This window comes from Alteraurantiacibacter aestuarii (assembly GCF_009827405.1).
Classification (GTDB): Bacteria; Pseudomonadota; Alphaproteobacteria; order Sphingomonadales; family Sphingomonadaceae; genus Alteraurantiacibacter; species Alteraurantiacibacter aestuarii.
Genome location: NZ_WTYY01000001.1, coordinates 35,112 through 60,863 on the forward strand (window position 1 = coordinate 35,112; position 25,752 = coordinate 60,863).

Here is a 25,752-nt window from a genome sequence, read left to right on the forward strand (position 1 = left end):
GGATTACTCCTCCAGTTCGATGTCCCAATACAGCCAGTCGCGCCAGGTTTCGTGCAAATAGTTGGGCGGGAAGCTTTTTCCCTGTTGCTGCAACTGCCAGCTGGTGGGCCGGATGGGATCATATTGCAGCTGCATGTTCGCCTGTTGCGGTGTGCGTCCGCCCTTCTTCATGTTGCACGGGGCGCAGGCGGTGGAGATATTCTCCCACGTGGTTTTCCCACCCAGCCGACGGGGGATCACATGGTCGAAGGTAAGGTGGCTCTGGCTGCCGCAATACTGGCAGGAAAAGCGATCGCGCAGGAACAGGTTGAAGCGCGTGAAGGCGGGAAATTCGCTCGGCTTCACATATTGCCGCAGCGCGATCACCGAAGGGATTTTCATGTCCAGCGAGGGCGAATGCACCTGCCTGTCGTAACTCGCCACAACGTCCACCCGCTCAAGGAAGATCGCCTTGATGGCGGTCTGCCACGGCCACAGGCTGAGCGGGTAATAGGACAGCGGCGTGTAATCGGCGTTGAGCACGAGTGCGGGGCAGCTTTCCAGCTTCCGCGTGGGATCGTCATGCGCGCTCCGGAATTGCGCGGCGCGTTCGATCAGTTCGGCTTTGAACACTATGTGTCCTCCCTGATGCGTACTGGTGGAGCATTTGCGCCAAAAAGCGTCAAGCCTGTTACAAAACGCCAATCCACAGGAATTTTCACGAGTCGCAAGGGGAGCCGTGCCCGGATTGAGTCATGATCGTGACCAGATTTGCCCCCAGCCCCAACGGATCCCTGCATCTCGGCCACGCCTTTTCGGCGATTGTCGCGCATGATCTGGCGCATGCGTCAGGCGTGGAAGAAGGCGCAGGCGAGGCTGGGCGCTTCCTGCTCAGGATCGAGGATATCGACGGCGCGCGTTCCAGAATCGAACTGGCGGAGGAGTTTCGCGCCGACCTCGCCTGGCTGGGGCTGAGCTGGGAAGAAGTGCCCGCGCAAAGCAGCCGGGTGGATGAATATGAAGTGGCCGCAGCCACGCTGGCGGCGATGGGCGTGCTCTATCCGTGCAAATGCACCCGCGCAGACATTGCCGCTGCGGCCACGCGGCACGGACCGGACGGCCCGGTCTATCCCGGCACCTGCAAGCTGGACCCGCCCGCCCCCGGGCAGGCGCTGGCCTGGCGGCTGGATATCGATGAAGCGATCAGCCGCACCGGCCCGCTCCACTGGTTTGACGAGCTGGCAGGAGAGCAACTGGCGCGGCCGGAACTGGCGGGCGACGTGGTGCTGGTGCGCAAGGATGAAGACACGCCCGCCTCCTATCATCTGGCGGTAACGCTGGATGATGCGCGCGACGGCGTGACCCTGGTCACCCGCGGCGCGGACCTGTTCGCCGCCACCCATGTCCACCGCCTGTTGCAGGCCTTGCTGGGCCTGCCCGTACCGCGCTGGCACCACCACGCGCTGCTGCTGGATGAGGACGGCCGGAAACTGGCCAAGCGGCGCGGGTCGCCCTCGCTGGCTGACAGGCGGGCTGCGGGGGAGGATGGGCTGGCGCTGGCCCGGCAATTGCGCATGGGCCAAATGCCGGGTGGTATTACCTTGTCTGAAACCCTAAATGAGGCTCCATGAACGCTATCCTGGTCATCATCATCGTCATCCTTGCGATCCTCGTGGTCGTGTCGCTCGTGCGCGGGATCATTGCCTTTCTGCAATCGACCAAGCTCGATCTTGAAAGCGAGGAGGATGATGCGCGCGCCGGCCGCATGCAGGAAGTGCAGAACAAGATGATGTTCAACCGCATCAAGTATCAGGCGCTGGCCGTGCTGGTGATTGCGGTGCTGCTGGCGGTCAACAGCTGAGCGATCGGCTGGCACGGGGGGCACGATCATGGTCAGGCTCAACCGCATTTACACACGCACCGGCGATGATGGCACCACCGGCCTGGTAGGCGGCCTGCGCCTGCCCAAGCACGCGCCGCGCATGGAAGCGGTGGGCGCGGTGGATGAGGCCAATGCCGCGCTGGGCTTCGCGCTGGTTGCGCTGACCGGGGAAGCCGCCGCGCATGTGCAGCGCATCCAGAACGACATGTTCGACCTTGGCGCCGATCTGGCCACCCCGGGTGACGATTTTGCCCCTTCGGAAATGGTCCTGCGGATCGTGCCCGCGCAGGCCCAATGGCTGGAGCAGCGGATCGATTCGCTGAACGAACATCTCGCCCCGCTGACCAGCTTCATCCTGCCCGGCGGCAGTGAGGCGGCGGCGCGGCTGCATCTGGCGCGCACGGCCACAAGGCGCGCCGAACGCGCGGTGACGGCGCTGGCCGCAGGCGAGCCGGTCAATCCCGCCGCCGCAGCCTATATCAACCGCCTGTCCGATTACCTGTTCGTGCTTTCGCGCGCGGTCAACGCGGATGCGGGCGGTGACATATTGTGGCAGCCGGGCGCCAATCGCTGACAACGGGCCGCTGGATGCCGCTGGAATCGGGCGCTGCACTTCTCTATGGCTGATGTTGCACATGCGAAGGAGCAGGCTTTGAGCAAGACAATCGGCATTATTGGCGCGGGTCAGATGGGCGCAGGGATTGCGCAAGTGGCGGCTGCGAGCGGGCACAAGGTCATTCTGGTCGACCGTGAACCGGCAATCGCCGAGAAGGCCAAGGCCGGTATAACCAAGCGCCTCGCGCGGCTGGTGGAGAAGGAAAAGATCGCCCTGGCAGATGCCGATGCGGCGCTGGCGCGAATCAGGACCGGCAATGAATATGCCCCTATGGCCGATGCGGCCTTCATCATCGAAGCGGCGACCGAGAATGAGCAGGTCAAGGCGATGATCTTCGCCGAGGCAGCCAAGGTGCTCGCCACCGATGCGATCCTGGCCAGCAACACCAGCTCCATTTCCATCACCCGCATGGCCGCAGGCGTGCCCGATCCTTCGCGCTTCGTCGGCCTGCATTTCTTCAATCCGGTGCCGGTGATGAAGCTGGTGGAAGTCATCCCCGGCCTCGCCACCAGCACTGACGTGCGCGACCGGACCCGCGCCTTTGCCGAAAGTCTGGGCAAGGAAGTGGTGCTGAGCGAGGATGAGCCGGGCTTCGTGGTCAACCGCATCCTGCTGCCGATGATCAATGAAGCCGTCTTCGTGCTGGGCAGCGGCACTGCCGCCATCGCCGATATCGACAAGGCCTGTCGCCTTGGTCTGGCCCATCCGATGGGACCGCTGGAGCTGGCCGACTTCATCGGGCTTGACACCTGCCTGGAGATCATGCGCGTGATCCATGCCGGAACCGGCGATTCCAAATATCGCGCCGCGCCGCTGCTGGTGAAATATGTCGAGGCGGGCTGGCTTGGCCGCAAGACGGGTAAGGGCTTTTACGAGTATTCCGGTGATGAGCCAGTGCCTACGCGATAGCGGGAACTGGCGGCCTCCTCCCGCCGTTGATCTGGCAAAGGAGATATTCTCATGGCCGACAAGAAGACCACCTCACCCCGGCAGCACCCGTCTGCATCTGCGCCCGAAACATTCAATGACGAGCAGGACGATGAAAGCTCGCAGGCGCAGGTAATCGCCGAAGATGCGCGGCTGCTGACCGAGGATACCGAAAGCCCGACCGAGAGCACCAAGGGGCCGAACAAGAGCGGCATCATGGGCGATTCGACGCAGGACCTGGTCGACCATATGCGCGACATGGAAAGCTCGGGCCGGATCGACATGAGCGCCTATCGCGGCGAGCCCAATTTCGACGATGACGAAGACAAATACGGCAAGGGCCACAAGCCCGGAGACGACGTCGCCGAAGGGGAGGGCCCCGATGGCGAGGACCTCGACGAGTCCTGATCAGCCGCCGATCTGCCCGTCATTGAGAACCCACAGCCCGGCGATGAGCACCGCTGCCCCGAATGCCACGCCATAGGCGAGCAGTTTGAACCGGGGCAGGTCGAGGCCATCGACGGCGTGGGCCTTCATCCTCTGCAATGACCGGCAGGCGCGTCTCTCGGCGTTGAGCGCGAGGAAGATGGCAAAGCCGATGAACATGCTGGCAATCGCCTTGGCCAGCCACGGCGGCTGCAATTCGCCAAACAGCACGCGGAAGGCGAGGCCGATGCCGATGGCGGCAAAGGCGGTGCGGATCCACCCGGCGAATGTTCGCTCGACCGCCATGATCGTGCGGTCCTCGGCCATGTGGGTGCGATCCTGCGCAAGGCCCTGGCTGGTCTTGTCCTCGGGGCAGTTTTCGCCATTATCATAGGCATGTTTGTCGCTCATGCCTTCAATAACGGGTGTCAGCGCTCCGGCGTTCCCGCTTCCTGCTTGAGGCGGTAGAGAATCTCCAGCGCTTCACGTGGGCTCAGCGCATCGACATCGATGGCCTGCAACTCCTCGCGCAAGGCATCGCATTCCTCTTCCTCGGCCTCTGCCGCAGCGGCGAACAGCGGCAATTCGCCGAGGCCCGCCGCCAGTCCGCCCGTTTGCGCGCGGCCTTTCTCCAGCCTGTCGAGCACGGATTTCGCGCGGGCGACCACGTCCTTTGGCACGCCCGCCAGCCGCGCCACCGCAAGACCATAGGACCGGTCTGCCGCGCCCTCCGCCAGTTCGTGCAGCAGCACCAGATCGCCCTTCCATTCCTTGGCGCGCACGTGGTGGAGCGAGAGGGCGGGGCATGTCTCCGCCAGCCGCGCCAGCTCGTGATAATGGGTGGCAAACAGGCAGCGGCACCTGTTGCGCTCATGGATCGCCTCGGCCACCGCCCATGCCAGCGCCAGCCCATCATAGGTTGATGTGCCGCGGCCCACTTCGTCCAGAATGACGTAACTGCGTTCGCTTGCCTGACTCAGGATCGCGGCGGTTTCGACCATTTCGACCATGAAGGTGGAGCGTCCGCGCGCCAGATTGTCTGATGCGCCCACACGGCTGAACAGGCGGTCCACCAGCCCGATCCGCGCCGCCTCGGCAGGAACATAGCCGCCCGCCTGCGCCAGCAGCACGATCAGCGCGTTCTGCCGCAGGAAGGTGGATTTGCCGCCCATGTTGGGGCCGCCCACCAGCCACAGCCGGTCCGCCTGAGACAAGGCGCAGTCATTGGCGACAAAGCGCTCGCCCTGCTTCGCCAATGCGGCTTCCACCACCGGGTGCCTGCCGCCGGTGATGGCAAGGCCGGTGTCATCGCTGATGTGCGGGCGGCACCAGTCGCCCTCGGCCGCGCGCTCGGCCTGACTGGCGGATACGTCGAGCCGTGCCAGAGCGGCGGCGGTGGCAGCGATCCGCTCGCAGCCCCTGGCCACCTCGGCCACAAGCTCCTCGAAATGGGCTTCTTCTGCCGCAATCGCGCGACCGCCCGCCTCGGAAATGCGGTTGGCTTCCTCATGCAGGGTGAGCGAATTGAAGCGCACCGCATTGGCCATCGTCTGGCGGTGGATGAAGCCGCTGTCGGGCGCCATCAGCGCATCGCCATGCCTGGCGGGCACTTCGATGAAATAGCCGAGCACGCCATTGTGGCGGATCTTGAGCGAGGCGATGTCGGTCTCGCGGCGATAGCGGCTTTCCAGCGCCGCAATCGCGCGCCTGCCATTGCCCGATATCTCGCGCAGTTCGTCCAGCCCTTCGTCATAGGCCGCCGCGATAAACCCGCCCTGGCTGCGCTCCGTGGGCGGGGAGGGGACCAGCGCGCGCGCCAGCAGATCGGTCAGTGCGCCGTGGCCGGTGAGGTCCGGCAGCAGGGCATCCAGCAGCTCTGGCCGGTCCTTGCGCGCCGACAGCAGGCCATGCAGCCGCCGCGCCTCGATCAGTCCGTCGCGAACCTGGCCAAGATCGCGCGGGCTGCCGCGACCCGCCATGATCCGGCCCAGCGCGCGGCCAAGATCGGGAATTGCGCGCATCAGCTCACGCATATCGGCGCGCAGCAGCGGGTCATGGTGAATCTCATGCACCAGCGCCAGCCGCCGCTCGATTGCGGCGCGGCTGGTCAGCGGGGCGGACAGGTCCTCTGCCAGCATGCGCGCACCTGCGCCGGTGACGCAGCGATCGACCTCGGCCAGCAGCGATCCGGCGCGGCCGCCATTTTGCGCCGCCACGATTTCCAGGCTGGCGCGGGTCGCCTCATCCATCGCCAGCCGCTCACTGCCCGACCGCGCGACCGGCGGCAGCAGCAGCGGCAGTTTTCCGCGACCGGCATGATCGAGATAGGCGATCAGCCCGCCTGCTGCTGCCAGCATGGCGCGGCTGAACTGGCCAAACCCGTCGAGCGTGGAGACCGAATGGATGCGCCTGAGCTGAGCCTCGCCATCGTCGCTGGCAAAGTCCTGCCGGGGCCGGGTGATGGCATCTGGCGGGCAGTCGCTCCAGTCATCGGGCACCACCAGCTCGCTCGCCCCGATGCGCGCCAGCGATGCGCCCAGCTGGCCCGGATCGCATTCCTCCAGCTCCATCCGACCGGTGGAGATATCGCAGCTGGCAATGGCGCAGGTCCCGCGCAGCTCTGCCACGGCGGCCAGGATATTGGCGCGGCGCGGCTCCAGCAGAGCTTCCTCGGTCAGCGTTCCGGCGGTGACAAAGCGCACGATGTCGCGCCTGACCAGCGCTTTGGACCCGCCGCGCTTCTTCGCTTCCTCTGGCGTTTCCACCTGCTCGGCAATCGCCACGCGGCATCCGGCGCGAATCAGCCGGGCGAGATAGTTTTCCGCCGCATGCACCGGCACGCCGCACATGGGCACGGGCTGGCCGTCATGTTCCCCGCGGCTGGTCAGCGCGATGTCGAGCACGCTGGCGGCGGTCTTGGCATCATCGAAGAACAGCTCGAAGAAATCACCCATGCGGTAGAACAGCAGGCAGTCCCCGGCCTCTGCCTTGAGCTGGTGATATTGCTGCATCATCGGTGTTGCGGAGCCTGCCATGCCGGCGGATTTAGCCCGGCCAGCCGCTCAGGTCATGGTTCTGGCGTTTCCGACTGTTGAAAACCACCCAATCGGGACGGGTTTCAGCGGTCTTGCAGAGGATTCTCGCTGTTACCGCTGGTGCGCAGACCGGTAAAAGCCGGTCAGGCAGATGAACTTTGGGGCCACAGCCGCGCCTGATGTGTTACAGCGGCCCGATTGAAGATGCAGGCACATGCAGGCCGGAATTGGCGCTATGCCACAGCCCTATATATCGATAGGGCACAGACCTGACATTGCGATGGGGGATCACCTTTTGGCTGACAAGACGAACGACTTCACCGCGCGCGAAGCGCTGTTCTATCACGAGACGATTCGACCGGGTAAGATCGAGATCATCGCCAGCAAGCCGATGGCTACGCAGCGCGATCTCTCCCTGGCCTATTCGCCCGGCGTCGCAGTGCCGGTGCAGGCGATTGCCGACGATCCGGCGAATGCCGCGCGCTATACGGCCAAGTCCAACCTGGTGGCGGTGATTTCCAACGGCACCGCCATCCTGGGGATGGGCAATCTGGGCGCGCTGGCGTCCAAGCCGGTGATGGAAGGCAAGGCGGTTCTGTTCAAGCGCTTCGCCGATGTCGACGCGATCGATATCGAGCTGGATACCGAGGACCCGCAGGCCTTTATCGATGCGGTTGCCCTGATGGAGCCGACCTTTGGCGGCATCAACCTGGAAGATATCAAGGCACCCGAATGCTTCATCATTGAACAGGCGCTGCGCGACAAGCTGAAGATTCCGGTCATGCATGATGACCAGCATGGCACCGCGATCATCTCTGCCGCCGGCCTGCTCAATGCCTGCCACATCACCGGGCGCAAGCTGGAAGACGTCAAGGTCGTGGTCAACGGCGCAGGCGCCGCGGCCATCGCCTGTACCTCGCTGATCAAGTCGATGGGCGTGCGGCACGAGAATGTGCTGATGTGCGACCGTTCGGGCGTGATCTATATTGGCCGCGACAATGTCGACCAGTGGAAGAGCGCGCATGCGGTGGATACCGATCGCCGTACGCTGGAGGAAGCGCTGGTGGGCGCGGATATTTTCCTCGGCCTGTCCGCCAAGGATGCGCTGAAGCCTGAATGGGTGGTCAAGATGGCCGATCAGCCGATCATCTTCGCGATGGCCAATCCCGATCCGGAAATCACGCCCGATGCGGCCATGGCGGTGCGCCCCGATGCCATCGTCGCCACCGGTCGGTCCGATTATCCCAACCAGGTCAACAACGTGCTGGGCTTCCCCTTCATCTTCCGCGGCGCGCTGGATGTGCGGGCAACCGCCATCAACGAGGAAATGAAGATCGCCGCGGCGCAGGCCATTGCCGAGCTGGCACGGCTGCCGGTGCCCGAGGAAGTGGCGGCAGCCTATGGCAAGAACCACCAGTTCGGGCGCGACTACATCATCCCCGCGCCGTTCGATCCGCGGCTGATGGAAACCGTCTCTGCCGCCGTCGCCAAGGCGGCGATGGACAGCGGCGTGGCGCAGTTCCAGATTGAGGATTTCGACGCTTATCGCCATGCGCTGAAGAGCCGCATGAATCCCACCACTTCGGTGCTGACCACGGTCTATGCCGAGGCCAAGAACAATCCCAAGCGGGTGATCTTTGCCGAGGCGGAGGAAGAAGTGGTGCTGCGCGCTGCCATCCAGTTCCGCGATTTCGGATATGGCACGCCGGTGCTGGTGGGCCGCACGCAAGCGGTGCGCGACATGCTGGTCGAGCTTAACGCGGATGATCCCGAGAGCTTCGAGATCCAGAACTCGATCGACAGCGAGCTTGTCCCGCAAATGGTCGATTACCTGTATGACAAGCTCAAGCGCAAGGGCCAGACGGAGCGCGATGTGCGCCGCATGGTCAATCAGAACCGCAACACTTTTGCCTGCCTGCTGCTGGCGCTGGGTCATGGCGATGCGATGATTTCGGGCCTGACCCGGACCTTCGCCCAGACCATGCGCGAGATCAGCCAGGTGATCGGGCCAAAGCCCGGCGCGGTGCCTTTCGGCATTCACATGATGATCGGCAAGAACGACACGATCTTCATGGCCGACACCACCATTAATGAGCGCCCCACTGCCGAGCAGCTGGCCCATATCGCCCGGGAAACCGCGGCAGTGGCGCGTCGGCTGGGGCATGAACCGCGCGTGGCCTTCCTGTCCTATTCCACCTTCGGCAACCCTCCGGGCAAGTGGCTGGAGAATATCCGCGATGCCGTGGCCATTCTCGATGCCGAGGATCCGGGCTTCGAATATGAAGGCGAAATGGCGCCCGATGCCGCGCTCAACAGCAAGGTCATGCGCCTCTATCCGTTCAGCCGCCTGTCCGGCCCGGCCAACGTGCTGGTCATGCCCGGCCTGCAATCGGCCAATCTTTCGGCCAAGCTGCTGCGCGAACTGGGCGGCAACACCACCATCGGCCCGATGCTGATCGGCATGGAAAAGCCGGTTCAGGTGGCTCCGATGACGGCAATTGCGCCAGATGTGCTGACACTGGCAGTGCTGGCCAGCGCCGGCGTGGTGGGCTGATCAGCCTGTTGGCCTGAGACGGGCCGGGCATGAAACGGGCCGGGTGAGAAACGGGCGGGGTGTGGACGCGCTCCGCCCCGCCCCTTCAGGCCGCACCGTTACCGCGCCGTTACCGCAGCGTTACTGCAGCGCGTTCCAGATCCCGAAGGAGCTGGTCAGCGTCAGCACGATGCCCACGAAGATCAGCATCATTCGGGTGGAGAAGCGCTTGGCGGCAAAGGCGCCGATGGGCGCGGCAGCCACACCACCGATCAGGAAGCCCAATGTGGCTCCGGCCAGATCGGCAAACCCCACCTGCACGATGAAAGCTGCGGAAATCGTCAGCGTGAGGAAGAATTCCACCGCATTGACCGTGCCCACCACCTTTCGCGGCTCGGCCCCTTGCACCAGCAGGTTGGACGTCACCACCGGCCCCCAGCCGCCACCGCCAGCCGCGTCAAGGAAGCCGCCCAGCAGACCCAGCGCCGCCACCCTTTTGGGCGTGCGCGCGACGGGCGGATAGGTCAGGCCGCGATAGAGCAGGTACACGCCAATGCCGGTCAGATAGACCAGCACCACCGGCTTGATCACGCTGGCATCGATGCTGGTCAGCACATATGCGCCCAGCACGCCGCCCACTATGCCCGGCAGCAGCAGGCGGAAGAACAGCTTTCTGTCGATATTGCCGTGGAGCAGATGGCTGATGCCCGATGTGGCGGTGGTGAAGCATTCCACCACATGCACGCGCTGCGAGGCGAGGGCAGGCGGCACGCCCATCAACCCCACCATCAGGGCATTGGAAATCACCCCGAATGCCATGCCCAGCGCGCCATCCACAAGCTGGGCAGCGAATCCGACGGCAATGTAGGGAAGCAGGGCAGTTAAATCGAAGTCGCCAAGCATCGGCGGCAATCCCAGTCGTTGATATCATCGCCAGTGCGCCGGAATCCGCCGCCGGGAAAGCAAGATTTTCTTTGCTGGATCGGGTGTTTCCGATGCGCGGCCTTGCGCCTCACTTCCGGCGAAAGCGGAAGTACCAGACCTCGTGGCCAAAGACGTTGCGGGCCTTGGCTTCATAGCGCGTTTCGGGCCAGCCGGAGGGGCGGTTCTGCCAGTCTGCCGGGCCGGTCACCAGCCATTCGAACTCGTCCGTGAAGCGCCGCATCACCATCAGCGCATGGCGCAGATAGACCGCGTGATCGGTGCCAAAGCGGAATTCACCTCCGGGTTTCAGCTTGTCGGCGATCATCCGCACCGGACCATCGTTCATCATCCGGCGCTTGGCATGCTTGGCCTTGGGCCAGGGATCGGGATGCAGCAGGTAACACATCGTCAGCGCGCCATCGGGAATGCGTTCCAGCACCTGCAGCGCATCGCCATGATGGATGCGCACATTGCCCAGCGCCTGATCCTTTATCTGCACCAGCGCGCTGGCCACGCCGTTCACGAACGGCTCCGCGCCGATGAAACCGTGATCGGGCAGCAGGTCGGCGCGGAAAGTGGTGTGCTCGCCGCCGCCAAAGCCGATTTCGAAATGCAGCGGGCGGTCAAAGCCAAACAGGCGCTGGGCCGTGACCGGGCCTTCCAGCGGCACCGCAATGCTGGGCAGGAAATTATCGACCAGGTCCTGCTGGTACGCGCGCAGGGGCTTGCCGATGGAACGGCCGTACAGGCGCTTGATCGTGGTCGGATCGCCGGGCTTGTGTGCACTCATGCGCGCCGCATACAGTTTTTTCGCCCCGCCTCAAGCGCTGGCCGGGCAGCGCCGGGCTGATCGGGCGCGGATGGCCGATACAACAACGCCCCGGAGCCGTGAGGCGCCGGAGCGTGTTGTCCCCCCGTCAGGAGACGGATGATGTGTCGGTATTCTTTCAGGCCGCTTCGGTTTCTTCCACGGCATCCGGATCGCGCAGCACATAGCCGCGGCCCCATACGGTTTCGATGTAGTTCTCTCCGCCGCATGCGCTGGAAAGCTTCTTGCGCAGCTTGCAGATGAACACGTCGATGATCTTGAGTTCAGGCTCGTCCATGCCGCCATACAGGTGGTTGAGGAACATTTCCTTGGTCAGAGTGGTGCCCTTGCGCAGCGAGAGCAGCTCCAGCATCGCATATTCCTTGCCGGTCAGGTGGACGCGGGCGCCATCGACTTCAACGGTCTTGGCATCAAGGTTCACCGCCAGCTTGCCGGTGCGGATCACGGACTGGCTGTGGCCCTTCGAACGGCGCACAACCGCATGGATGCGGGCAACCAGCTCGTCACGGTGGAACGGCTTGGTCACGTAATCGTCGGCACCAAAGCCGAAGCTGCGGATTTTGCTGTCCATTTCGGAAATGCCCGAAAGGATCAGGACCGGCGTCTGCACCTTGGCCACGCGCAGCTTCTTGAGCACGTCATAACCATGCATGTCGGGCAGGTTGAGGTCGAGCAGGATGATGTCGTAATCATACAGCTTGCCCAGATCGAGGCCTTCCTCGCCCAGATCCGTGGAGTAGACATTAAAGCCTTCGGTAGTGAGCATCAGCTCGATAGCCTTGGCGGTTGTCGGCTCGTCTTCGATCAGCAGAACGCGCATTTGGGTGTCCCCTTGAAGTCCCTCGCGGCAATCCCCCGTCCCGATTTAATCCTTCGGTAGGAGAGGTTGCCCTGAATTAACCACGCAACTTCTCACCAAAAAAGGTTAATTCTTGGTAAAGCCGTTAACGATTTGCGGCTGAGTCTTTTGAGTCACACCCATTTTTTGGGGTGCGTCCCGCGCATCCGCGCGTGCCTTTTCCTCGCTATCGGCCAGCAGGCTGGCCTTCGCAGGTTCAGACCCCCGCCAGCTTCTTCTGCCTGCGCCGTTGCACGGAAGAGCCGATGCCGATGGCTTCGCGATACTTGGCCACGGTGCGGCGGGCCAGATCAAAGCCTTCGGCCTTGAGCAGATCCACCAGTGCATCGTCAGACAGGATCTTCCTGGCATCCTCTGCATCGGTGAGCGATTTGATGCGCGCCTTGATCGTTTCCGCGCTGGCCCCTTCGCCATCGGCGCTGCCCACGCCGCTGGTGAAGAAATATTTGAGTTCGAACGTGCCGCGGTCGCAGTTGAGATATTTGTTGCTGGTCACACGGCTGACGGTCGATTCGTGCATCTCGATGGCATCGGCCACGGTCCGCAAGGTCAGCGGCCTGAGTTCGGACACGCCCTTGCGGAAGAAGCCGTCCTGCTGCTTCACCACTTCGGCGGCGACTTTCAGGATGGTTCGCTGGCGCTGGTCCAGCGCCTTCACCAGCCAGTTGGCATCGGCCAGCTTCTCGCTCAGCCAGCCTTTCGATCTCTTGTCGGTGCAGCCGCCGCGCAACTGCACGTAATAGTCGCGATTGATCACCAGCCGCGGCAGCGTCGCCTGATTGAGGGCAATGTCCCAGCCGCCGTCCCTGGCCGCAGTGATCAGGATGTCGGGCACAACGGGCGCGCGCTCTCCGCCGCCAAACTTCAGGCCCGGCTTGGGATCATAGCCGCGCAATTCGCCCAGCATGTCGGCGAAATCCTCGTCATCGACGTCGCAGATGCGCTTCAGCTGGGCGAAGCTGCCCTTGGCCAGCAGGTCCAGATTGGCGATCAGCACCTGCATGCAGGGGTCATAGCGATCCGCCTCCTTTGCCTGCAGCGCCAGGCATTCCCCCAGGCTGCGCGCGCCCACGCCGGTGGGATCGAGCGTCTGCACCAGATCCAGCGCTGCCTCCGCCTCGGCCATGGCGATGCCCAGGTCCAGCGTGACCTCGCGCAGGTGCACCGGCAGATATCCCGCCTCGTCAAGCAGGCCGATGATATGGCGGGCGATGAAGGCGGTGCGCGCATCGGGCGATGCCGGACCGATCTGTGCTTCCAGATGATCGGCCAGGCTGGGCGCAGCTTCGCCGTGCTCGGTGATGTCCGGGCCTTCCTCGCCCCCGCCCGTCACATGGCTGGCCGACCAGTCTCCGGTGTCGCGATCGCGGTCGAGGCTTTCGGGATCGATATCGAGCGGCGAATCGGCCTCTCCCGCCCCGGCCCGCATCAGCTCATCGGACGTCGAGCCGTCTGACATAGAATCGCTGTCTGGCGTGTCGCCATTGCCCGATTCGTTTTCGCGTGAGACCTCGCCTGCATCGAGCAGCGGATTGTTTTCCAGCGCATCGCCGATGAAGGCTTCGATCTCCAGGTTGGACAGCGCCAGCAGCTTGATCGCCTGCTGCAACTGTGGCGTCATCACCAGCGACTGGGATTGCCTGAGGTCTAGCCTTGGGCCCAGCGCCATTGTTCAACCCCCCTCGGCAAACATCACAGCGTGAAGGATTCGCCCAGATAGAGGCGGCGTACATTCTCATCGGCCACCAGCTCTTCCGGGCTGCCGGCAAACAGGACCTGGCCGCCATAGATGATGCAGGCGCGGTCAACGATATCGAGCGTTTCGCGAACATTGTGGTCGGTAATCAGCACGCCAATGCCGCGCCGCTTCAGATCGATCACCAGTTCGCGAATGTCGCTGATGGACAGCGGATCGATCCCGGCAAAGGGCTCGTCCAGCAGCATGATCGAAGGCTTGGCAGCCAGCGCGCGGGCAATTTCGCAGCGGCGGCGTTCACCGCCGGACAGGGCCATGGCGGCACTGTCACGCAGGCGGGTGATGTGGAATTCTTCCAGCAGCCGCTCCAGCTCGGCCGCGCGCACCTGCTTGTCCGGCTCGACCATTTCGAGCACGCAATTGATGTTCTGTTCCACCGTCATGCCGCGAAAGATGCTGGTCTCCTGCGGCAGATAGCCCAGGCCCAGGATCGCGCGGCGATACATCGGCAGTTTGGTCACGTCCTCGCCATCCATCAGGATGCGGCCGCTGTCGGGGCGGACCAGTCCCATGATCGAATAGAAACAGGTGGTCTTGCCCGCGCCATTGGGGCCCAGCAGGCCCAGCACTTCGCCCTTGGCCACGGTCAGCGAGATATCGCTGAGCACGGCGCGCTTGTCATAGCTCTTGGCGATCGAGATCACTTCCAGCCCTTCCCCCTGAAGCGGAGGGGCGGCATTGTTGTGCGCATGCTCCATGGCGTCAGCCAGAGCCTTGTTGTCGATCACACTATCTTCCAACGTGGTCATGAGGTGCCAGATAGCACGCTTCGCCGCGCTTTGAAGGACAATTGGCAAGATTCATGCATGACCGGCATGTTCGGAGCCTTTGAACGGCCAATTTGAACATATGGTTACCGCTCTTGCCAGAGAGCGCACTAATTGTAATAAAGTGTATCGGGACTGGAAGAGGAGCATGCACATGGCACAGGCGCTCGAACATACGGCCGCACAAGCGCAAACGCGCACGGCCAACGTCGAAAAGGCAAAGCTCGATTGGCGCCGCAAGATGAGCGATCATGTCGCTTTTGCGCTGCTGACTTATACCGGGCTGCATATCTTCGTCACGGCGACGGTGCTCAAGGCAACCAACAACACCATTCTGCCCTATCTGGCGCTGGTGGTGCTGGTGCTGGCGATCATTCCGGGCTGCCGGATGTTTGAAAAGCGCTGGTCCGAGCTTTCCGATGAAGAAGCCGCCAATCCCGATCTTGCCCGCGCCTTCTCGCGTGACCGGCTGGCAATCTGGCTGTTTGCCATCGGCCTGCCCTTTGCGCTGACCGCATTTTTCAAGGGCATGGGCATTCTTCTCAGCTAGGCTGTTCCAGGCTGTATGGCTCAGGGTTGACCGGTTTCACATTTGGCGTGTCTGGAACCTGCGGGGTTCCGGCGCGCTTTTCATTTGTGCCAGCTGGCTCATAAAGCGTTGGGCGATTGGTTCTTAACGCTCGCGGGAAAGGTTTGCGGAGCAATGCGGATTATGAAGCAAGCGTTCCTGCTGCTGGCGCTGGCCCTGCTGTTCGCGGTGCCCGGCCATGCTGCGCTGGTGCAAGACCAGGCGCCGCCACCCGCACCTTCGCCGGCCTATACAGCGCCGCCGCTGATCGAGGCCGGGAGCTCCGCCAATCAGGATGCGGCAATCACGCAGCGCATCGCAGGCATTTTCGCGCAGGTGCCCAGCCTCGCCAATGTGTCGGTGGAGGCCGATGCCGGGGTGGTCACGCTGAACGGCACGGTTGCCGATCTGTCGGCGGCTGACCGTGCAGAGGCCATTGCCAGCCGGGTCAGCGGCGTGGTGACGGTGGAGAACAATGTCGAGCGCGATGTCTCGGTGGACGGCGGGCTGGGGCTTGGTCCGCTGGGTGAGAAACTGACTGAATTCACCCGCATGCTGCCGCTGATAGGGGCGGCGCTGCTGGTGGCGCTGCTGATTGCCGGCACCGGCTATGCGCTCGCCTCGCTCACCGGCTTCTGGCAGCGGGTAGCCCCCAATTCCTTTTTGGCGGAGCTGATCGCCAGCGCCATCCGCTTTGTGTTCGTGATCGGCGGGATCGTGATCGCGCTCGACATGATCGGTGCGGGAACATTGCTGGGCGCGGTGCTGGGCGGGGCCGGTGTGGTCGGCATAGCGCTGGGCTTTGCCATGCGAGAGACGGTGGAGAACTACGTCGCTTCGCTGATGCTCAGCGTGCGCCAGCCGTTCCGCGCCAATGATCACGTGGTGATCGATACGCATGAGGGGCGGGTGATCCGCCTGACCAGCCGCGCCACCGTGCTGATGACGATGGATGGCAATCACCTGCGCATTCCCAATGGTGCGGTCTTCCGGGCGGTGATCCTCAACTACACCCGCAATCCGCAGCGCCGCTTCGATTTCGAACTGGGTATCGATGCCGATGACGATCCCGATGCCGCCCGCGCACTGGGCCGCGATGTCCTGTCCGCCCTGCCTTATGTGCTGCAGGACCCGGCGCCCGAAGTGATCGTGGACCGGGTGGGCGATTCCAACATCGTGCTCAGCTTCCTGGCCTGGATAGACCAGCGCGAGGCCGATCACGCCAAGGCCCGCAGCCGCGCCATTGCGGCCTGCAAGCGGGCGCTGGAAGCGGGCGGCTTTGCCTTGCCAGAGCCGATCTATCGCCTGCGCTTCGATGCGCGGACCACGCCCCTGCAGTTCGAGAATATCGAGGAGCAGGCGCATGCTGCGCCGCCGCCATCACCGCCGCCATCCCCCGCGCCTGCTACGCAGGCCAATGGCGCCGCTGCCGCAGCCCGCGCCGCGCATGATGTCGCCCCAGATGAGGAGGTGGCGCGCATGGTCGATGCCGAGCGCGCCGACCGGGATGCAGGCGAGAAGGACCTGCTCGATCCCAAACGACCCGTCGAGTAGGGCTTAGTCCTCGGTCTTGGCCTCGGCCTCGGCCTTGGTCTTTGCCTTGTCGGCGTCGTAACGCTCAATCGCCTCGCGGGTCACGCGCCGTGCTTCGGCGGCATCGCCCCAGGCACCGATACGGACCCACTTTTCGGCTTCCAGATCCTTGTAGTGGGTGAAGAAGTGCTCGATCTGCTGGAAGATGATCGACGGCAGATCCTTGGTTTCCCCAACGTCCGAATAATAGGGGAAGGTGGTGTCCACCGGCACGCAGATCAGCTTTTCATCGCCGCCATGCTCGTCTTCCAGATTGAGCACGCCAATCGGGCGCGCCCGGACAACGCAGCCGGCAATGAAGGGCGAACGGGCAATCACCAGCGCATCCAGCGGATCGCCATCGGGTGAAAGCGTGTGCGGCACGAAGCCGTAATTGGCCGGATAGCGCATCGGCGTGTGCAGGATGCGATCGACGAACAGCGCGCCGCTGGCCTTGTCGAATTCATACTTCACCGGTTCACCGCCGGTGGGCACTTCGATGATGACATTCAGGCTTTCGGGCGGATTATCGCCTACCGGAATATGTTCAATACGCATGGATGCAGGTTCCATTTTCTGATGCCGTTCGTTGACGGCGGTGGATTTTGTGCATCCCCTCCCAATACTCGCGCGTCCGGTTAGAACAAGCGCGCCCGCATTGCCACTGCCGAATTGCCAGCGAAGCAATTCTGGGTCATCATAACGACCGTGAAGATAGCAGGCAGGGGACCGGCAGAGATCCCCGCCAGTGCACAGAGGAGCCAGAGAGATGCATATTGGTCTTGCCACCGGCTTTGCCCACCAGCGCGGCGACAGCTATAACGATGCACAGTTCGTGCGGGAGGAGCTGGACAATCTGGTCCTGGCGGATGAGCTGGGATTCGATTCGGTGTGGATCACCGAGCATCACTTTTCCGATTATTCGATGTCCAACGATCCGTTGCAGCTGCTCACCTATCTGGCGGGCCGCACCAAGCGGGTGAAGCTGGGCACGCAGTGCATCATCGTGCCGTGGCATAATCCCGCGCGGCTGGCGGAAAAGATCATCAACCTGGACATCATGTCGGGTGGCCGGGCGATTCTTGGCTTTGGCGGCGGGCTGGCCCCGCATGAATTTGCCGGGCTGGGGGTGGATCAGAGCAAGTCCCGCGCCTTGTATAATGATACGCTGGACGTGCTGATCCCGGCGCTGGAGACGGGCTTCATCGAAGGCGAGGGCGCCTTCGGATCGATCCCGCGCAACGAATTGCGCCCGCGCCCTATCAAGAGCTTTGTCGGCCGCAAGTTCTGCGGATCGCTGTCCGGCAATTCCATGGTCGCCGCCGCCCGCCACGGCTTTGGCAACATGGTGCTGATGCTGCCCCAGCGCGGCAAGGAGGCTCCGCCAGACCAGTACAAGGCGGTGTGGCAGGAGGTGCACGGCGATGACAGCCTGCCGCCGCCGCCGATGCTCAGCGGCAATTTCTACATTCATGAAGACGCCGGTTTCGCTGCCGAGCAGGGGCACAGATACCTTGCCAACACCATGCGCGCGGCGATCAGGAACTACAGTCTCGACAAGCCCGGCACCTTCGCCAACGTGACCGGCTATGAACAATATGAGAAGATGATGATCCCGCCCGAGGGGATCGACGCCTATTGCGAGGAATTCGGCAAGGGCGCGGTTACCGGCACGCCGCAGATGATCCTGGACCGGATGTGGGAACTGAAGGAAATCTACAACCCGCAGGGCTTCTTCCCGCATGTGTATTTTGGCGGCATGCCGCAGAAGGACGCGGTGCGCTCCATCCACCTGTTCGCCGACAAGATCCTGCCCGAGGTGAAGAGCTGGCAGGCCGAGACCAGCATTGATGAGCGTTTTCTGGAGGCGGCGGAATGATGGGGGAGTAGTTGCGGCTTTGCCGGGTGCGGCTTAAGGGCTGCACCCTATGAGCAGGCAAGAAACCCCCCGCCCGATCCGCGGCACACAGGACATCTTCGGCGCCGAGGCCGAGGCCTTCGCATTCGTGGTCGAAACATTCGAGCGCGTGCGCAAGCTTTACCGCTTCCGCCGCGTGGAAATGCCGGTGTTCGAAAAGACCGAGGTTTTCGCCCGCTCGCTGGGCGAGACGACCGACGTGGTGTCGAAGGAAATGTACTCCTTCGATGATCGTGGCGGGGAAAGCCTGACGCTGCGCCCGGAGTTCACCGCCGGAATCGCGCGCGCCTACCTTACCGATGGCTGGCAGCAATATTCGCCGCTGAAGGTGGCCACGCACGGCCCGCTGTTCCGTTACGAGCGCCCGCAGAAGGGCCGCTATCGCCAGTTCCACCAGATCGATGCGGAGATCATCGGCGCGGGCGAGCCGCAGGCCGATGTGGAGCTGCTGTGCATGGCCGATCAGCTGCTGAAGGAACTGGGCATCGCAGACGGCGTGACGCTACAACTCAACACGCTGGGCGATGCCGACAGCCGCGACAGCTGGCGCGTGGCGCTGGTCGCCTATTTCCAGTCCTGCCGCCACGAATTGTCCGAAGATTCGCAGGACCGGCTGGAACGCAATCCGCTGCGCATCCTCGACTCCAAGGACCCGCGTGACAAGGTGTTCGTGGCCGATGCGCCGCGGATTGACGATTATCTGACGCCAGAGGCGGAGGATTTCTTCAGCGCAGTCACCGCCGGTCTGGACGCCGCGGGCGTGGAATATACCCGCATGGACAAGCTGGTGCGCGGCCTCGACTATTATCGCCACACCGCGTTTGAATTCATCACCGACCGGCTGGGCGCACAAGGCACCGTGCTGGGCGGCGGCCGCTATGACGGGTTGATGGAATCGCTGGGCGGCGCGCCCACGCCGGCCGTCGGCTGGGCTGCCGGGATTGAGCGGCTGGCCATGCTGGTGGGGGAGCGCGATGCGGCCCCTCTGGATGTGGCGATCATACCGCTGGGCTCGGCAGCCGAACTGCACGGCGCGGGCATTCTTGCCACGCTGCGCGGTCACGGCATCTGCGCGGACATGGATTTTCGCGGCAATATGAAAAAACGCATGCAGCGCGCCAATAATTCCGGCGCCAGCGTGGCGGTGATCATCGGCGATGACGAACTGGCCAAGGGCGTTGCCAATGTGAAGGATCTGATCGGCGGCGATCAGGCCGAAGCACCGCTGGTCGATATCTGCGATCACGTGTTTGGCCTGCTTTCGCGGCAGGGCCGGAGCATTCCTGTTCGATGACCATCCCCGCCGAGCGCCTGCGCCAGATCACCCATCGCTTTGCCGAGCTTGAGGCGCGCATGGCCTCCGGCCAGCTGGAGGGTGAGGAATTCGTGACCGCCAGCCGCGACTATGCCGAGCTGGAGCCGGTCGCCAAGGTGGCTGGCGAAGTGCAGGCGATGCGCGATGAAGTTGCCGAGCTGACCCAAATGCTCGCCGATCCTGAAATGAAGGCGATGGCGGAGGAGGAACTGTCCGTCCTCAAGCGCCGCCTGCCACAGGCCGAGCGGGACCTGGCCATCGCCATGCTGCCGCGCGATGAGGCCGATGCGCGGTCCGCCATGCTGGAAATCCGCGCAGGCACCGGCGGGGACGAGGCGGCGCTGTTCGCGGGCGATCTTTACCGCATGTACGAACGCTTTGCCGCAGAGCAGGGCTGGCGGGTGGAGCCTGTCAGCATGAACGCCTCCGATGCCGGTGGCTTCAAGGAAATCGTCGCCAATATCACCGGCGTGGGCGTGTTCGCCAAGCTGAAATGGGAAAGCGGCGTGCACCGTGTGCAGCGCGTTCCCGTTACCGAGAGCGGCGGCCGCATTCACACTTCCGCTGCAACCGTGGCGGTCCTGCCGGAGCCGACCGAGGTTGATGTCCAGATCAATGATAATGATTTGAAAATAGACATTTACCGCGCCTCTGGTGCAGGCGGCCAGCACGTCAACACCACCGATAGCGCGGTGCGTATCACCCATCTGCCCAGCGGGCTGGTGGTGATCTGCCAGGACGAACGCAGCCAGCACAAGAACCGCGCCAAGGCCATGCAGGTGCTGCGTGCGCGCCTGTATGAAAAGATGCGCGATGAGGCGCAGGGCGTGGAGGCAGAGGCGCGCAAGGCCATGGTGGGATCGGGCGACCGGTCCGAACGCATCCGCACCTATAATTTCCCGCAGGGCCGCGTGACCGATCACCGCATCGGCCTGACCCTGCACAAGCTGCCAGAAGTGCTGGCCGGCACGGCGCTGGGCGAGCTGGTCGATGCGCTCACTGCCGAGGATGAAGCCAAACGCCTCTCCGCCATGGAGGACTGAGGTGGCGGGTACGTCCACGGTTGCCGGTGTCCTGCGCGCGGCGGCACAGCAGCTGGCCGGCACTTCGGATACGGCCCGCCTCGATGCCGAATTGCTGATGGCGCATGCGCTGGGCGTTTCACGCTCGGACCTGTTGCTGCGGCATATGGGCGCAATCAGCCCGGCACTGCTCGACCGGTTCAACCATCTGCTGGATCGGCGCCTGCGGTCCGAACCTGTCGCCTATATTCTGGGGTATCAGGAATTTCGGGACCTGAACTTTGCCGTCAACGCCCATGTGCTGATTCCCCGCGCCGATAGCGAAACGACCTTGCAGGCCGCACTCGATGCAGCGCCCGGTTCGGCCCGCGTGCTCGATTGCGGCACCGGGTCCGGAGCCTTGCTGCTGTCTTTCCTCCACGAACGGCCGGGAAGCAGCGGGATCGGCATCGATGCCTCGGCGCAGGCGCTGGGCGTGGCGGCGTGCAATTGCGAGAGCCTGGGGCTCACCGGCCGCGCGCAGTTTTTCGTGCGCGACTGGAACCAGCCTGGCTGGGCGGAGCAACTGGGCCGCTTCGACCTGATCCTGTCCAATCCGCCTTATGTGGAAGCCGATGCGCAGCTCGATTCTTCTGTGCGGGATTTCGAACCGGCGCAGGCGCTGTTTGCAGGGCCAGACGGGCTGGATGATTACCGCGCGCTGATTCCGCAACTGCCTGCATTGCTGGAACCGGGCGGCGTGGCGGTGCTTGAAATAGGTGCCACGCAGGCGGGTGCGGTGACGCAAATTGCCACCCAAAGCGGTTTTACTGTTCAATGCCACGAAGATCTTGGTGGCAGGCCGCGCGCCCTCGTCCTGCGATTAGGGCTTGGCAAATGATTTTGCAGTAGCTACCTCTAGTGCAGACCAGTGGTAAGGGGGCTTTTACGCCGTACCGCGGTCTAACTCCTAAATTTGCTCTGTGAGCGGCGGTACGCGCCATTTGCCTGCGCAAACTCGGAGACGGCACATACGCCATGAGGCGCTGTGTCGAGGGGTCATGCGACCGGAGAGATAATCTATGCCGGTCCCAATGAGGAAGCGGATTTCCCTTGAATAATCAACGCAATAACAATCGCCGGCGCGGCCGCGGAAGTAGCCGTGGCTCCAGCGGAGGCAGCCAGTCCAATCGAATCGACAATCGCGCGCGCGGAAACGCGCCGCAGATGCTCGAGAAATACAAGAAGCTGGCCAATGACGCCGCTTTGAATGATGACCGGGTGCAGACCGAATATTACCTGCAATTCGCCGATCATTACTTTCGCGTGATTGCCGATATCAAGGCGCAGAAGGACGAGCAGCAGCAACGCGGCAAGCGCGATCACGAACGCGGCGATCAGGACGATAGCGATTCGGACGATGATGACCGTGAGGAAGAGCGCAGCCGCAAGCCGCGCCCGCGCCCTCGCAAGGGCAGCGATGATCGTGATGGCAGGCGCGATGACGGCCGCGATGACGGTGACCGCGACAGCCGGAGCGAAAGCTCTGATGACGATGGTGACAGTGATGAGGGCGCCAATCCCTTCACCCGCGATACCCGCCGCAAGCGCAAGAGCCCGCGCTCCGATGCCAATGATTCGGGCATAGATCCCGGCATGTTGCCGCCATCCATCGCGCGCAGTGCCAACGCCAGCGACAGTGACGACGAGAATGACAGCGAGAATGAAAGCAATGACGCTGGCAATGATGGGGAAGAAGAAAAGCCCCGTCGCCCTCGCGCCCGTCGTCCGCGCCGCAGCAAGGATGGCGATGAAGAGGAATTGCAGGTCGTCAACTGACCGGCACCGTGCGCATGCATTGATGCGCCGCTCTTCATGGTCGCATGCTTCACAGCTGCATGCTTCACAGCCCCACGTTCACGGGGCTTGAAAGCCGATTGCTGAACGTCCATCGCGGCAGCGATGACGCTCGCTCGCGCCTTTTCCGGCAAATGGCCAGACAACAAATGGCCAGACAAATGGCCTGACCACCTGCCGCGCCGCGCATGGCTGCATGCGCTGGTGCTGGGCGTGATCGCCGCTTGCGGGTTCCAGCCGTTGGGCCTGTGGCCGCTGGCACTGATCGCGATGGGCCTGTTTGCCCTGCAACTCTCGCTCACCATTGGCTGGCGGCAGGCCGCATGGCTCGGCTGGCTGTTCGGCGTGGGCCATTTCACACTCGGCAACAGCTGGATTGCCACCGCCTTCACCTATCAGGCCAATCTGCCGCCGATCCTGGGCTGGCCGGCGGTGCCGCTGATTGCGCTCTATCTGGCCGTCTATCCCGCGCTGGCCGCGGGGGCGGCGCGCGCCATTGCCGGCAGGCGTGGCGGCGCGGTGATGGCGCTGGCACTGGCGGGCAGCTGGATCGTGGCCGAATGGCTCAGGAGCTGGGTCTTCACCGGATACGCGTGGAACCCGTTTGGCGTGGTTCTGCTGGGCCCGTTTGACCGCCCCGGCCTTGCCGCGATCCTGCCGTGGATGGGGACCTATGCCCTGTCCGGCCTTGCAGTGCTGATCGCTGCTGCGCTGATGACCGCGCTGGTGCAGCGGCGCTGGCTGGCTGCAGCCTTTTCTGCGGTGCTGATTGCAGCGGGCATGTACTGGCCCGCCGCTCCCGCCGAGGACGGGCCGGTCAGCGTCACCGTGGTCCAGCCCGATATCCGCCAGGAACGGCTGAACGATGCGCTGTTCTATGAAAGCAATTTCGTCCGTCTGGCCCAGCTTTCCGGCGCCCTTGATCAGGGCGATACGCGGCTGGTGCTGTGGCCCGAATCGGGCATGTCGGATTATCTGGAGGAGGGCTATCCGCAGGCCTATTACAACCGCACCACCGCACTTGGCAGCCCGGAATATGCCCGCGCCCGGATCGGCCAGATCATCGGCAGCCGCGGCATGCTGCTGACCGGCGCACAGCGGCTGGTGATCGAGGATGGCCGCGCCTCTGCTGCGTATAATTCGGTGATGGCGGTCAGTGGCGGCGGGACGGTGGAAGGCGTGTTCTCCAAAGAGCATCTGGTGCCGTTTGGCGAATATCTGCCGATGCGCTGGCTGCTGGAGCCGCTTGGCCTCAGCCGTCTGGTGCCAGGATCAATCGATTTCCTGCCCGGAACCGGTCCCGCCACGCTGGACCTTGGCGCGCACGGTCTGGCCGGGGTGCAGATCTGTTACGAGATCATCTTCTCGGGTCAGGTGGTCGACCGTGCGGCCCGGCCCGATTACATCTTCAACCCCTCCAATGACGGCTGGTTCGGGTCTTTCGGGCCGCCGCAGCATTTTGCCCAGGCCCGCCTGCGCGCGATAGAGGAGGGACTGCCGGTACTGCGTTCGACAACCACCGGCATCAGCGGCGTGATCGATGCGCACGGGGTGGTTCGTCAATACCTCGGCGCGCACGAGATGGGCCGCATCGATACCAGAATTCCGGCCGCCGCCGCGCCGACGTTGTTTGCCCGCCTGGGCAATATATTGGCGCTATGCTGGGCACTGGTATTTCTGCTGACAGCTTCTGTTGCAATGCGGAAGACCGCTGGTTAGACGATATTCACGAAAACAGTTTCTTCCTGCCAAAGGACCAGACAATCCATGCGCCAATCCTATCTCTTCACGTCCGAAAGCGTCTCTGAAGGTCATCCCGACAAGGTGTCGGACCAGATTTCCGATGCGATCGTCGACCTGTTCCTGTCGAAGGATCCCGAAGCGCGCGTGGCTTGCGAAACGCTCACCACCACCCAGCTGGTGGTGCTGGCGGGCGAAATCCGCTGCAAGGGCGTGTTCGAGAATGGTGAGTGGGCCCCCGGCGCGCTGGACGAGATTGAGCGCACCGTGCGCGGCGTGGTCAAGGATATCGGCTATGAGCAGGACGGCTTCCACTGGGAAACGCTGACCTTTGAAAACCACCTTCACGGCCAGTCCGCCCATATTGCGCAGGGCGTCGATGCTGCCGGCAACAAGGATGAAGGTGCCGGCGATCAGGGCATCATGTTCGGCTATGCCGCCAATGATACGCCTGACCTGATGCCGGCCACGCTGTATTACAGCCACAAGATCCTGGAGCAGATGGCGGCAGATCGCCATTCAGGGAAGGCCCCATTTCTGGAGCCTGATACCAAGAGCCAGGTGACGCTGCGTTACGAAGGCAGCAAGCCGGTGGCCTGCACGGCTGTGGTGGTCTCCACCCAGCATGCACCCGGTTATGACACAGGCGCCAAGGAAGCCGAGCTGCACGCTTATGTGAAATCGGTCGTGGCCGATGTCATTCCGGCTGAGTTGCTGAGCGACGAAACCGTCTATCACATCAACCCGACCGGCAGTTTCGAGATTGGCGGCCCCGATGGCGATGCCGGTCTTACCGGCCGCAAGATCATCGTCGATACCTATGGCGGTGCGGCCCCGCACGGCGGCGGCGCATTCAGCGGCAAGGACCCGACCAAGGTTGACCGTTCGGCCGCCTACATCACTCGCTACCTGGCCAAGAACATCGTTGCCGCCGGTCTGGCCCAACGCTGCACCATCCAGCTGGCCTATGCCATTGGCGTGTCAAAGCCGCTGTCGCTGTATGTGGATACGCACGGCACCGGCACGGTTGGCGATGATGTGCTGGAAGCAGCCATCAACAGCATAGAGAAGCTGGGCGGACTGACCCCGCGCGGCATTCGCACCCATCTGGGCCTCAACAAGCCGATCTATCGTCCGGCCGCTGCCTATGGCCATTTCGGCCGCAAGGCAGAGGGCGATTTCTTCCCTTGGGAACGGACCGATCTGGTGGACGATCTGAAGGCGGCACTGGCCTGATCAGCGCGGCGG

The 25,752-nt window shown here is 63.4% G+C and carries 24 protein-coding genes; 15 read left to right on the forward strand and 9 right to left on the reverse strand.

Annotated elements, in window-relative coordinates; genetic code table 11:
* Positions 1-3 precede the first annotated feature (3 nt).
* Positions 4-612 carry an HNH endonuclease gene (locus tag GRI32_RS00225; RefSeq protein WP_160589131.1) on the reverse strand — a complete coding sequence of 203 codons (609 nt, stop codon included), beginning with the start codon at positions 610-612 and terminating at the stop codon, positions 4-6.
* Between the two features lie 122 nt (positions 613-734).
* On the opposite strand from GRI32_RS00225, the gene gluQRS reads away from it, so the two are divergent.
* From gluQRS to GRI32_RS00250, 5 genes are read left to right on the forward strand one after another with little or no spacing between them, the layout of a single operon-like run.
* A complete protein-coding gene (gene gluQRS, locus GRI32_RS00230) occupies positions 735-1,610 on the forward strand; it encodes a tRNA glutamyl-Q(34) synthetase GluQRS (protein WP_160589132.1) in 876 nt (291 codons plus the stop codon).
* Positions 1,607-1,840, forward strand: a complete 234-nt coding sequence (locus GRI32_RS00235; RefSeq protein WP_160589133.1) for an HIG1 domain-containing protein — start codon at positions 1,607-1,609, stop codon at positions 1,838-1,840. The genes gluQRS and GRI32_RS00235 overlap by 4 nt, the downstream gene beginning before the upstream one ends.
* 28 nt (positions 1,841-1,868) lie before the next feature.
* Positions 1,869-2,435 carry a cob(I)yrinic acid a,c-diamide adenosyltransferase gene (locus tag GRI32_RS00240; RefSeq protein ID WP_160589134.1) on the forward strand — a complete coding sequence of 189 codons (567 nt, stop codon included), beginning with the start codon at positions 1,869-1,871 and terminating at the stop codon, positions 2,433-2,435.
* Positions 2,436-2,480: 45 nt separating this feature from the next.
* Positions 2,481-3,386, forward strand: coding sequence for a 3-hydroxyacyl-CoA dehydrogenase NAD-binding domain-containing protein (locus GRI32_RS00245; RefSeq protein WP_160589135.1), 906 nt, complete (start codon positions 2,481-2,483; stop codon positions 3,384-3,386).
* Between the two features lie 51 nt (positions 3,387-3,437).
* Complete coding sequence (locus GRI32_RS00250) at positions 3,438-3,812, forward strand: hypothetical protein (RefSeq protein ID WP_160589136.1); 375 nt, start codon at positions 3,438-3,440, stop codon at positions 3,810-3,812.
* Here the strand turns inward: GRI32_RS00250 and GRI32_RS00255 are convergent, their stop codons facing one another.
* Entirely contained in the window at positions 3,813-4,241 is a 429-nt protein-coding gene (locus tag GRI32_RS00255) for a YidH family protein (protein ID WP_160589137.1), read from the reverse strand.
* Between the two features lie 17 nt (positions 4,242-4,258).
* Positions 4,259-6,865: a DNA mismatch repair protein MutS gene (mutS, locus tag GRI32_RS00260; protein ID WP_160589138.1), complete on the reverse strand. Its 2,607-nt coding sequence runs from the start codon at positions 6,863-6,865 to the stop codon at positions 4,259-4,261.
* A 280-nt stretch (positions 6,866-7,145) separates the two neighbouring features.
* On the opposite strand from mutS, the gene GRI32_RS00265 reads away from it, so the two are divergent.
* Positions 7,146-9,419 (forward strand): NADP-dependent malic enzyme, encoded by a 2,274-nt coding sequence (locus tag GRI32_RS00265; protein WP_202385874.1) that lies wholly within the window; start codon positions 7,146-7,148, stop codon positions 9,417-9,419.
* Positions 9,420-9,539: 120 nt separating this feature from the next.
* Here the strand turns inward: GRI32_RS00265 and GRI32_RS00270 are convergent, their stop codons facing one another.
* From GRI32_RS00270 to lptB, 5 genes are all read right to left on the reverse strand, one after another.
* Positions 9,540-10,301, reverse strand: a complete 762-nt coding sequence (locus GRI32_RS00270; protein WP_160589140.1) for a sulfite exporter TauE/SafE family protein — start codon at positions 10,299-10,301, stop codon at positions 9,540-9,542.
* 109 nt (positions 10,302-10,410) lie between these two features.
* Positions 10,411-11,112: a tRNA (guanine(46)-N(7))-methyltransferase TrmB gene (trmB, locus tag GRI32_RS00275; RefSeq protein ID WP_160589141.1), complete on the reverse strand. Its 702-nt coding sequence runs from the start codon at positions 11,110-11,112 to the stop codon at positions 10,411-10,413.
* 157 nt (positions 11,113-11,269) lie between these two features.
* Entirely contained in the window at positions 11,270-11,971 is a 702-nt protein-coding gene (ctrA, locus tag GRI32_RS00280) for a response regulator transcription factor CtrA (protein WP_160589142.1), read from the reverse strand.
* A gap of 235 nt (positions 11,972-12,206) precedes the next feature.
* A complete protein-coding gene (gene rpoN / locus GRI32_RS00285) occupies positions 12,207-13,679 on the reverse strand; it encodes an RNA polymerase factor sigma-54 (RefSeq protein ID WP_160589143.1) in 1,473 nt (490 codons plus the stop codon).
* Positions 13,680-13,702: 23 nt separating this feature from the next.
* A complete protein-coding gene (gene lptB, locus GRI32_RS00290; RefSeq protein WP_160589540.1) occupies positions 13,703-14,464 on the reverse strand; it encodes an LPS export ABC transporter ATP-binding protein in 762 nt (253 codons plus the stop codon).
* 223 nt (positions 14,465-14,687) lie between these two features.
* On the opposite strand from lptB, the gene GRI32_RS00295 reads away from it, so the two are divergent.
* Together GRI32_RS00295 and GRI32_RS00300 are read left to right on the forward strand one after the other, a co-directional pair.
* Positions 14,688-15,083, forward strand: a complete 396-nt coding sequence (locus tag GRI32_RS00295) for a hypothetical protein (protein ID WP_160589144.1) — start codon at positions 14,688-14,690, stop codon at positions 15,081-15,083.
* A gap of 162 nt (positions 15,084-15,245) precedes the next feature.
* Positions 15,246-16,655, forward strand: a complete 1,410-nt coding sequence (locus tag GRI32_RS00300) for a mechanosensitive ion channel family protein (protein WP_160589145.1) — start codon at positions 15,246-15,248, stop codon at positions 16,653-16,655.
* 3 nt (positions 16,656-16,658) lie between these two features.
* Here the strand turns inward: GRI32_RS00300 and ppa are convergent, their stop codons facing one another.
* Positions 16,659-17,231 (reverse strand): inorganic diphosphatase, encoded by a 573-nt coding sequence (gene ppa, locus GRI32_RS00305; protein WP_160589146.1) that lies wholly within the window; start codon positions 17,229-17,231, stop codon positions 16,659-16,661.
* A gap of 211 nt (positions 17,232-17,442) precedes the next feature.
* Here ppa and GRI32_RS00310 point away from each other — a divergent pair, with 211 nt between their 5' ends.
* From GRI32_RS00310 to metK, 7 genes are all read left to right on the forward strand, one after another.
* Positions 17,443-18,552 carry an LLM class flavin-dependent oxidoreductase gene (locus GRI32_RS00310; RefSeq protein WP_160589147.1) on the forward strand — a complete coding sequence of 370 codons (1,110 nt, stop codon included), beginning with the start codon at positions 17,443-17,445 and terminating at the stop codon, positions 18,550-18,552.
* A gap of 49 nt (positions 18,553-18,601) precedes the next feature.
* Positions 18,602-19,885 (forward strand): histidine--tRNA ligase, encoded by a 1,284-nt coding sequence (hisS, locus tag GRI32_RS00315; RefSeq protein WP_160589148.1) that lies wholly within the window; start codon positions 18,602-18,604, stop codon positions 19,883-19,885.
* The gene (gene prfA, locus GRI32_RS00320; protein WP_160589149.1) at positions 19,882-20,949 is read left to right on the forward strand and encodes a peptide chain release factor 1; all 1,068 of its coding nucleotides are present in this window, start codon (positions 19,882-19,884) and stop codon (positions 20,947-20,949) included. Before hisS ends, prfA begins: the two co-directional genes overlap by 4 nt.
* Entirely contained in the window at positions 20,915-21,808 is an 894-nt protein-coding gene (gene prmC / locus GRI32_RS00325) for a peptide chain release factor N(5)-glutamine methyltransferase (RefSeq protein ID WP_160589150.1), read from the forward strand. Before prfA ends, prmC begins: the two co-directional genes overlap by 35 nt.
* A 212-nt stretch (positions 21,809-22,020) precedes the next feature.
* Positions 22,021-22,746 (forward strand): DUF4167 domain-containing protein, encoded by a 726-nt coding sequence (locus GRI32_RS00330; protein WP_160589151.1) that lies wholly within the window; start codon positions 22,021-22,023, stop codon positions 22,744-22,746.
* 123 nt (positions 22,747-22,869) lie between these two features.
* The gene (lnt, locus tag GRI32_RS00335) at positions 22,870-24,483 is read left to right on the forward strand and encodes an apolipoprotein N-acyltransferase (RefSeq protein WP_160589152.1); all 1,614 of its coding nucleotides are present in this window, start codon (positions 22,870-22,872) and stop codon (positions 24,481-24,483) included.
* A 48-nt stretch (positions 24,484-24,531) separates the two neighbouring features.
* Complete coding sequence (gene metK / locus GRI32_RS00340) at positions 24,532-25,740, forward strand: methionine adenosyltransferase (protein ID WP_160589153.1); 1,209 nt, start codon at positions 24,532-24,534, stop codon at positions 25,738-25,740.
* Positions 25,741-25,752: the final 12 nt, after the last annotated feature.

Coding starts and splice junctions, on each gene's coding strand:
- gluQRS (WP_160589132.1), top strand. CDS start 735: ATGATCGTGACCAGATTTGCCCCCAGCCCCAACGGATCCCTGCATCTC.
- GRI32_RS00235 (WP_160589133.1), top strand. CDS start 1,607: ATGAACGCTATCCTGGTCATCATCATCGTCATCCTTGCGATCCTCGTG.
- GRI32_RS00240 (WP_160589134.1), top strand. CDS start 1,869: ATGGTCAGGCTCAACCGCATTTACACACGCACCGGCGATGATGGCACC.
- GRI32_RS00245 (WP_160589135.1), top strand. CDS start 2,481: ATGGCTGATGTTGCACATGCGAAGGAGCAGGCTTTGAGCAAGACAATC.
- GRI32_RS00250 (WP_160589136.1), top strand. CDS start 3,438: ATGGCCGACAAGAAGACCACCTCACCCCGGCAGCACCCGTCTGCATCT.
- GRI32_RS00255 (WP_160589137.1), bottom strand. CDS start 4,241: ATGAGCGACAAACATGCCTATGATAATGGCGAAAACTGCCCCGAGGAC.
- mutS (WP_160589138.1), bottom strand. CDS start 6,865: ATGGCAGGCTCCGCAACACCGATGATGCAGCAATATCACCAGCTCAAG.
- GRI32_RS00265 (WP_202385874.1), top strand. CDS start 7,146: ATGGGGGATCACCTTTTGGCTGACAAGACGAACGACTTCACCGCGCGC.
- GRI32_RS00270 (WP_160589140.1), bottom strand. CDS start 10,301: ATGCTTGGCGACTTCGATTTAACTGCCCTGCTTCCCTACATTGCCGTC.
- trmB (WP_160589141.1), bottom strand. CDS start 11,112: ATGAGTGCACACAAGCCCGGCGATCCGACCACGATCAAGCGCCTGTAC.
- ctrA (WP_160589142.1), bottom strand. CDS start 11,971: ATGCGCGTTCTGCTGATCGAAGACGAGCCGACAACCGCCAAGGCTATC.
- rpoN (WP_160589143.1), bottom strand. CDS start 13,679: ATGGCGCTGGGCCCAAGGCTAGACCTCAGGCAATCCCAGTCGCTGGTG.
- lptB (WP_160589540.1), bottom strand. CDS start 14,464: ATGGAGCATGCGCACAACAATGCCGCCCCTCCGCTTCAGGGGGAAGGG.
- GRI32_RS00295 (WP_160589144.1), top strand. CDS start 14,688: ATGGCACAGGCGCTCGAACATACGGCCGCACAAGCGCAAACGCGCACG.
- GRI32_RS00300 (WP_160589145.1), top strand. CDS start 15,246: ATGAAGCAAGCGTTCCTGCTGCTGGCGCTGGCCCTGCTGTTCGCGGTG.
- ppa (WP_160589146.1), bottom strand. CDS start 17,231: ATGCGTATTGAACATATTCCGGTAGGCGATAATCCGCCCGAAAGCCTG.
- GRI32_RS00310 (WP_160589147.1), top strand. CDS start 17,443: ATGCATATTGGTCTTGCCACCGGCTTTGCCCACCAGCGCGGCGACAGC.
- hisS (WP_160589148.1), top strand. CDS start 18,602: ATGAGCAGGCAAGAAACCCCCCGCCCGATCCGCGGCACACAGGACATC.
- prfA (WP_160589149.1), top strand. CDS start 19,882: ATGACCATCCCCGCCGAGCGCCTGCGCCAGATCACCCATCGCTTTGCC.
- prmC (WP_160589150.1), top strand. CDS start 20,915: ATGAAGCCAAACGCCTCTCCGCCATGGAGGACTGAGGTGGCGGGTACG.
- lnt (WP_160589152.1), top strand. CDS start 22,870: ATGACGCTCGCTCGCGCCTTTTCCGGCAAATGGCCAGACAACAAATGG.
- metK (WP_160589153.1), top strand. CDS start 24,532: ATGCGCCAATCCTATCTCTTCACGTCCGAAAGCGTCTCTGAAGGTCAT.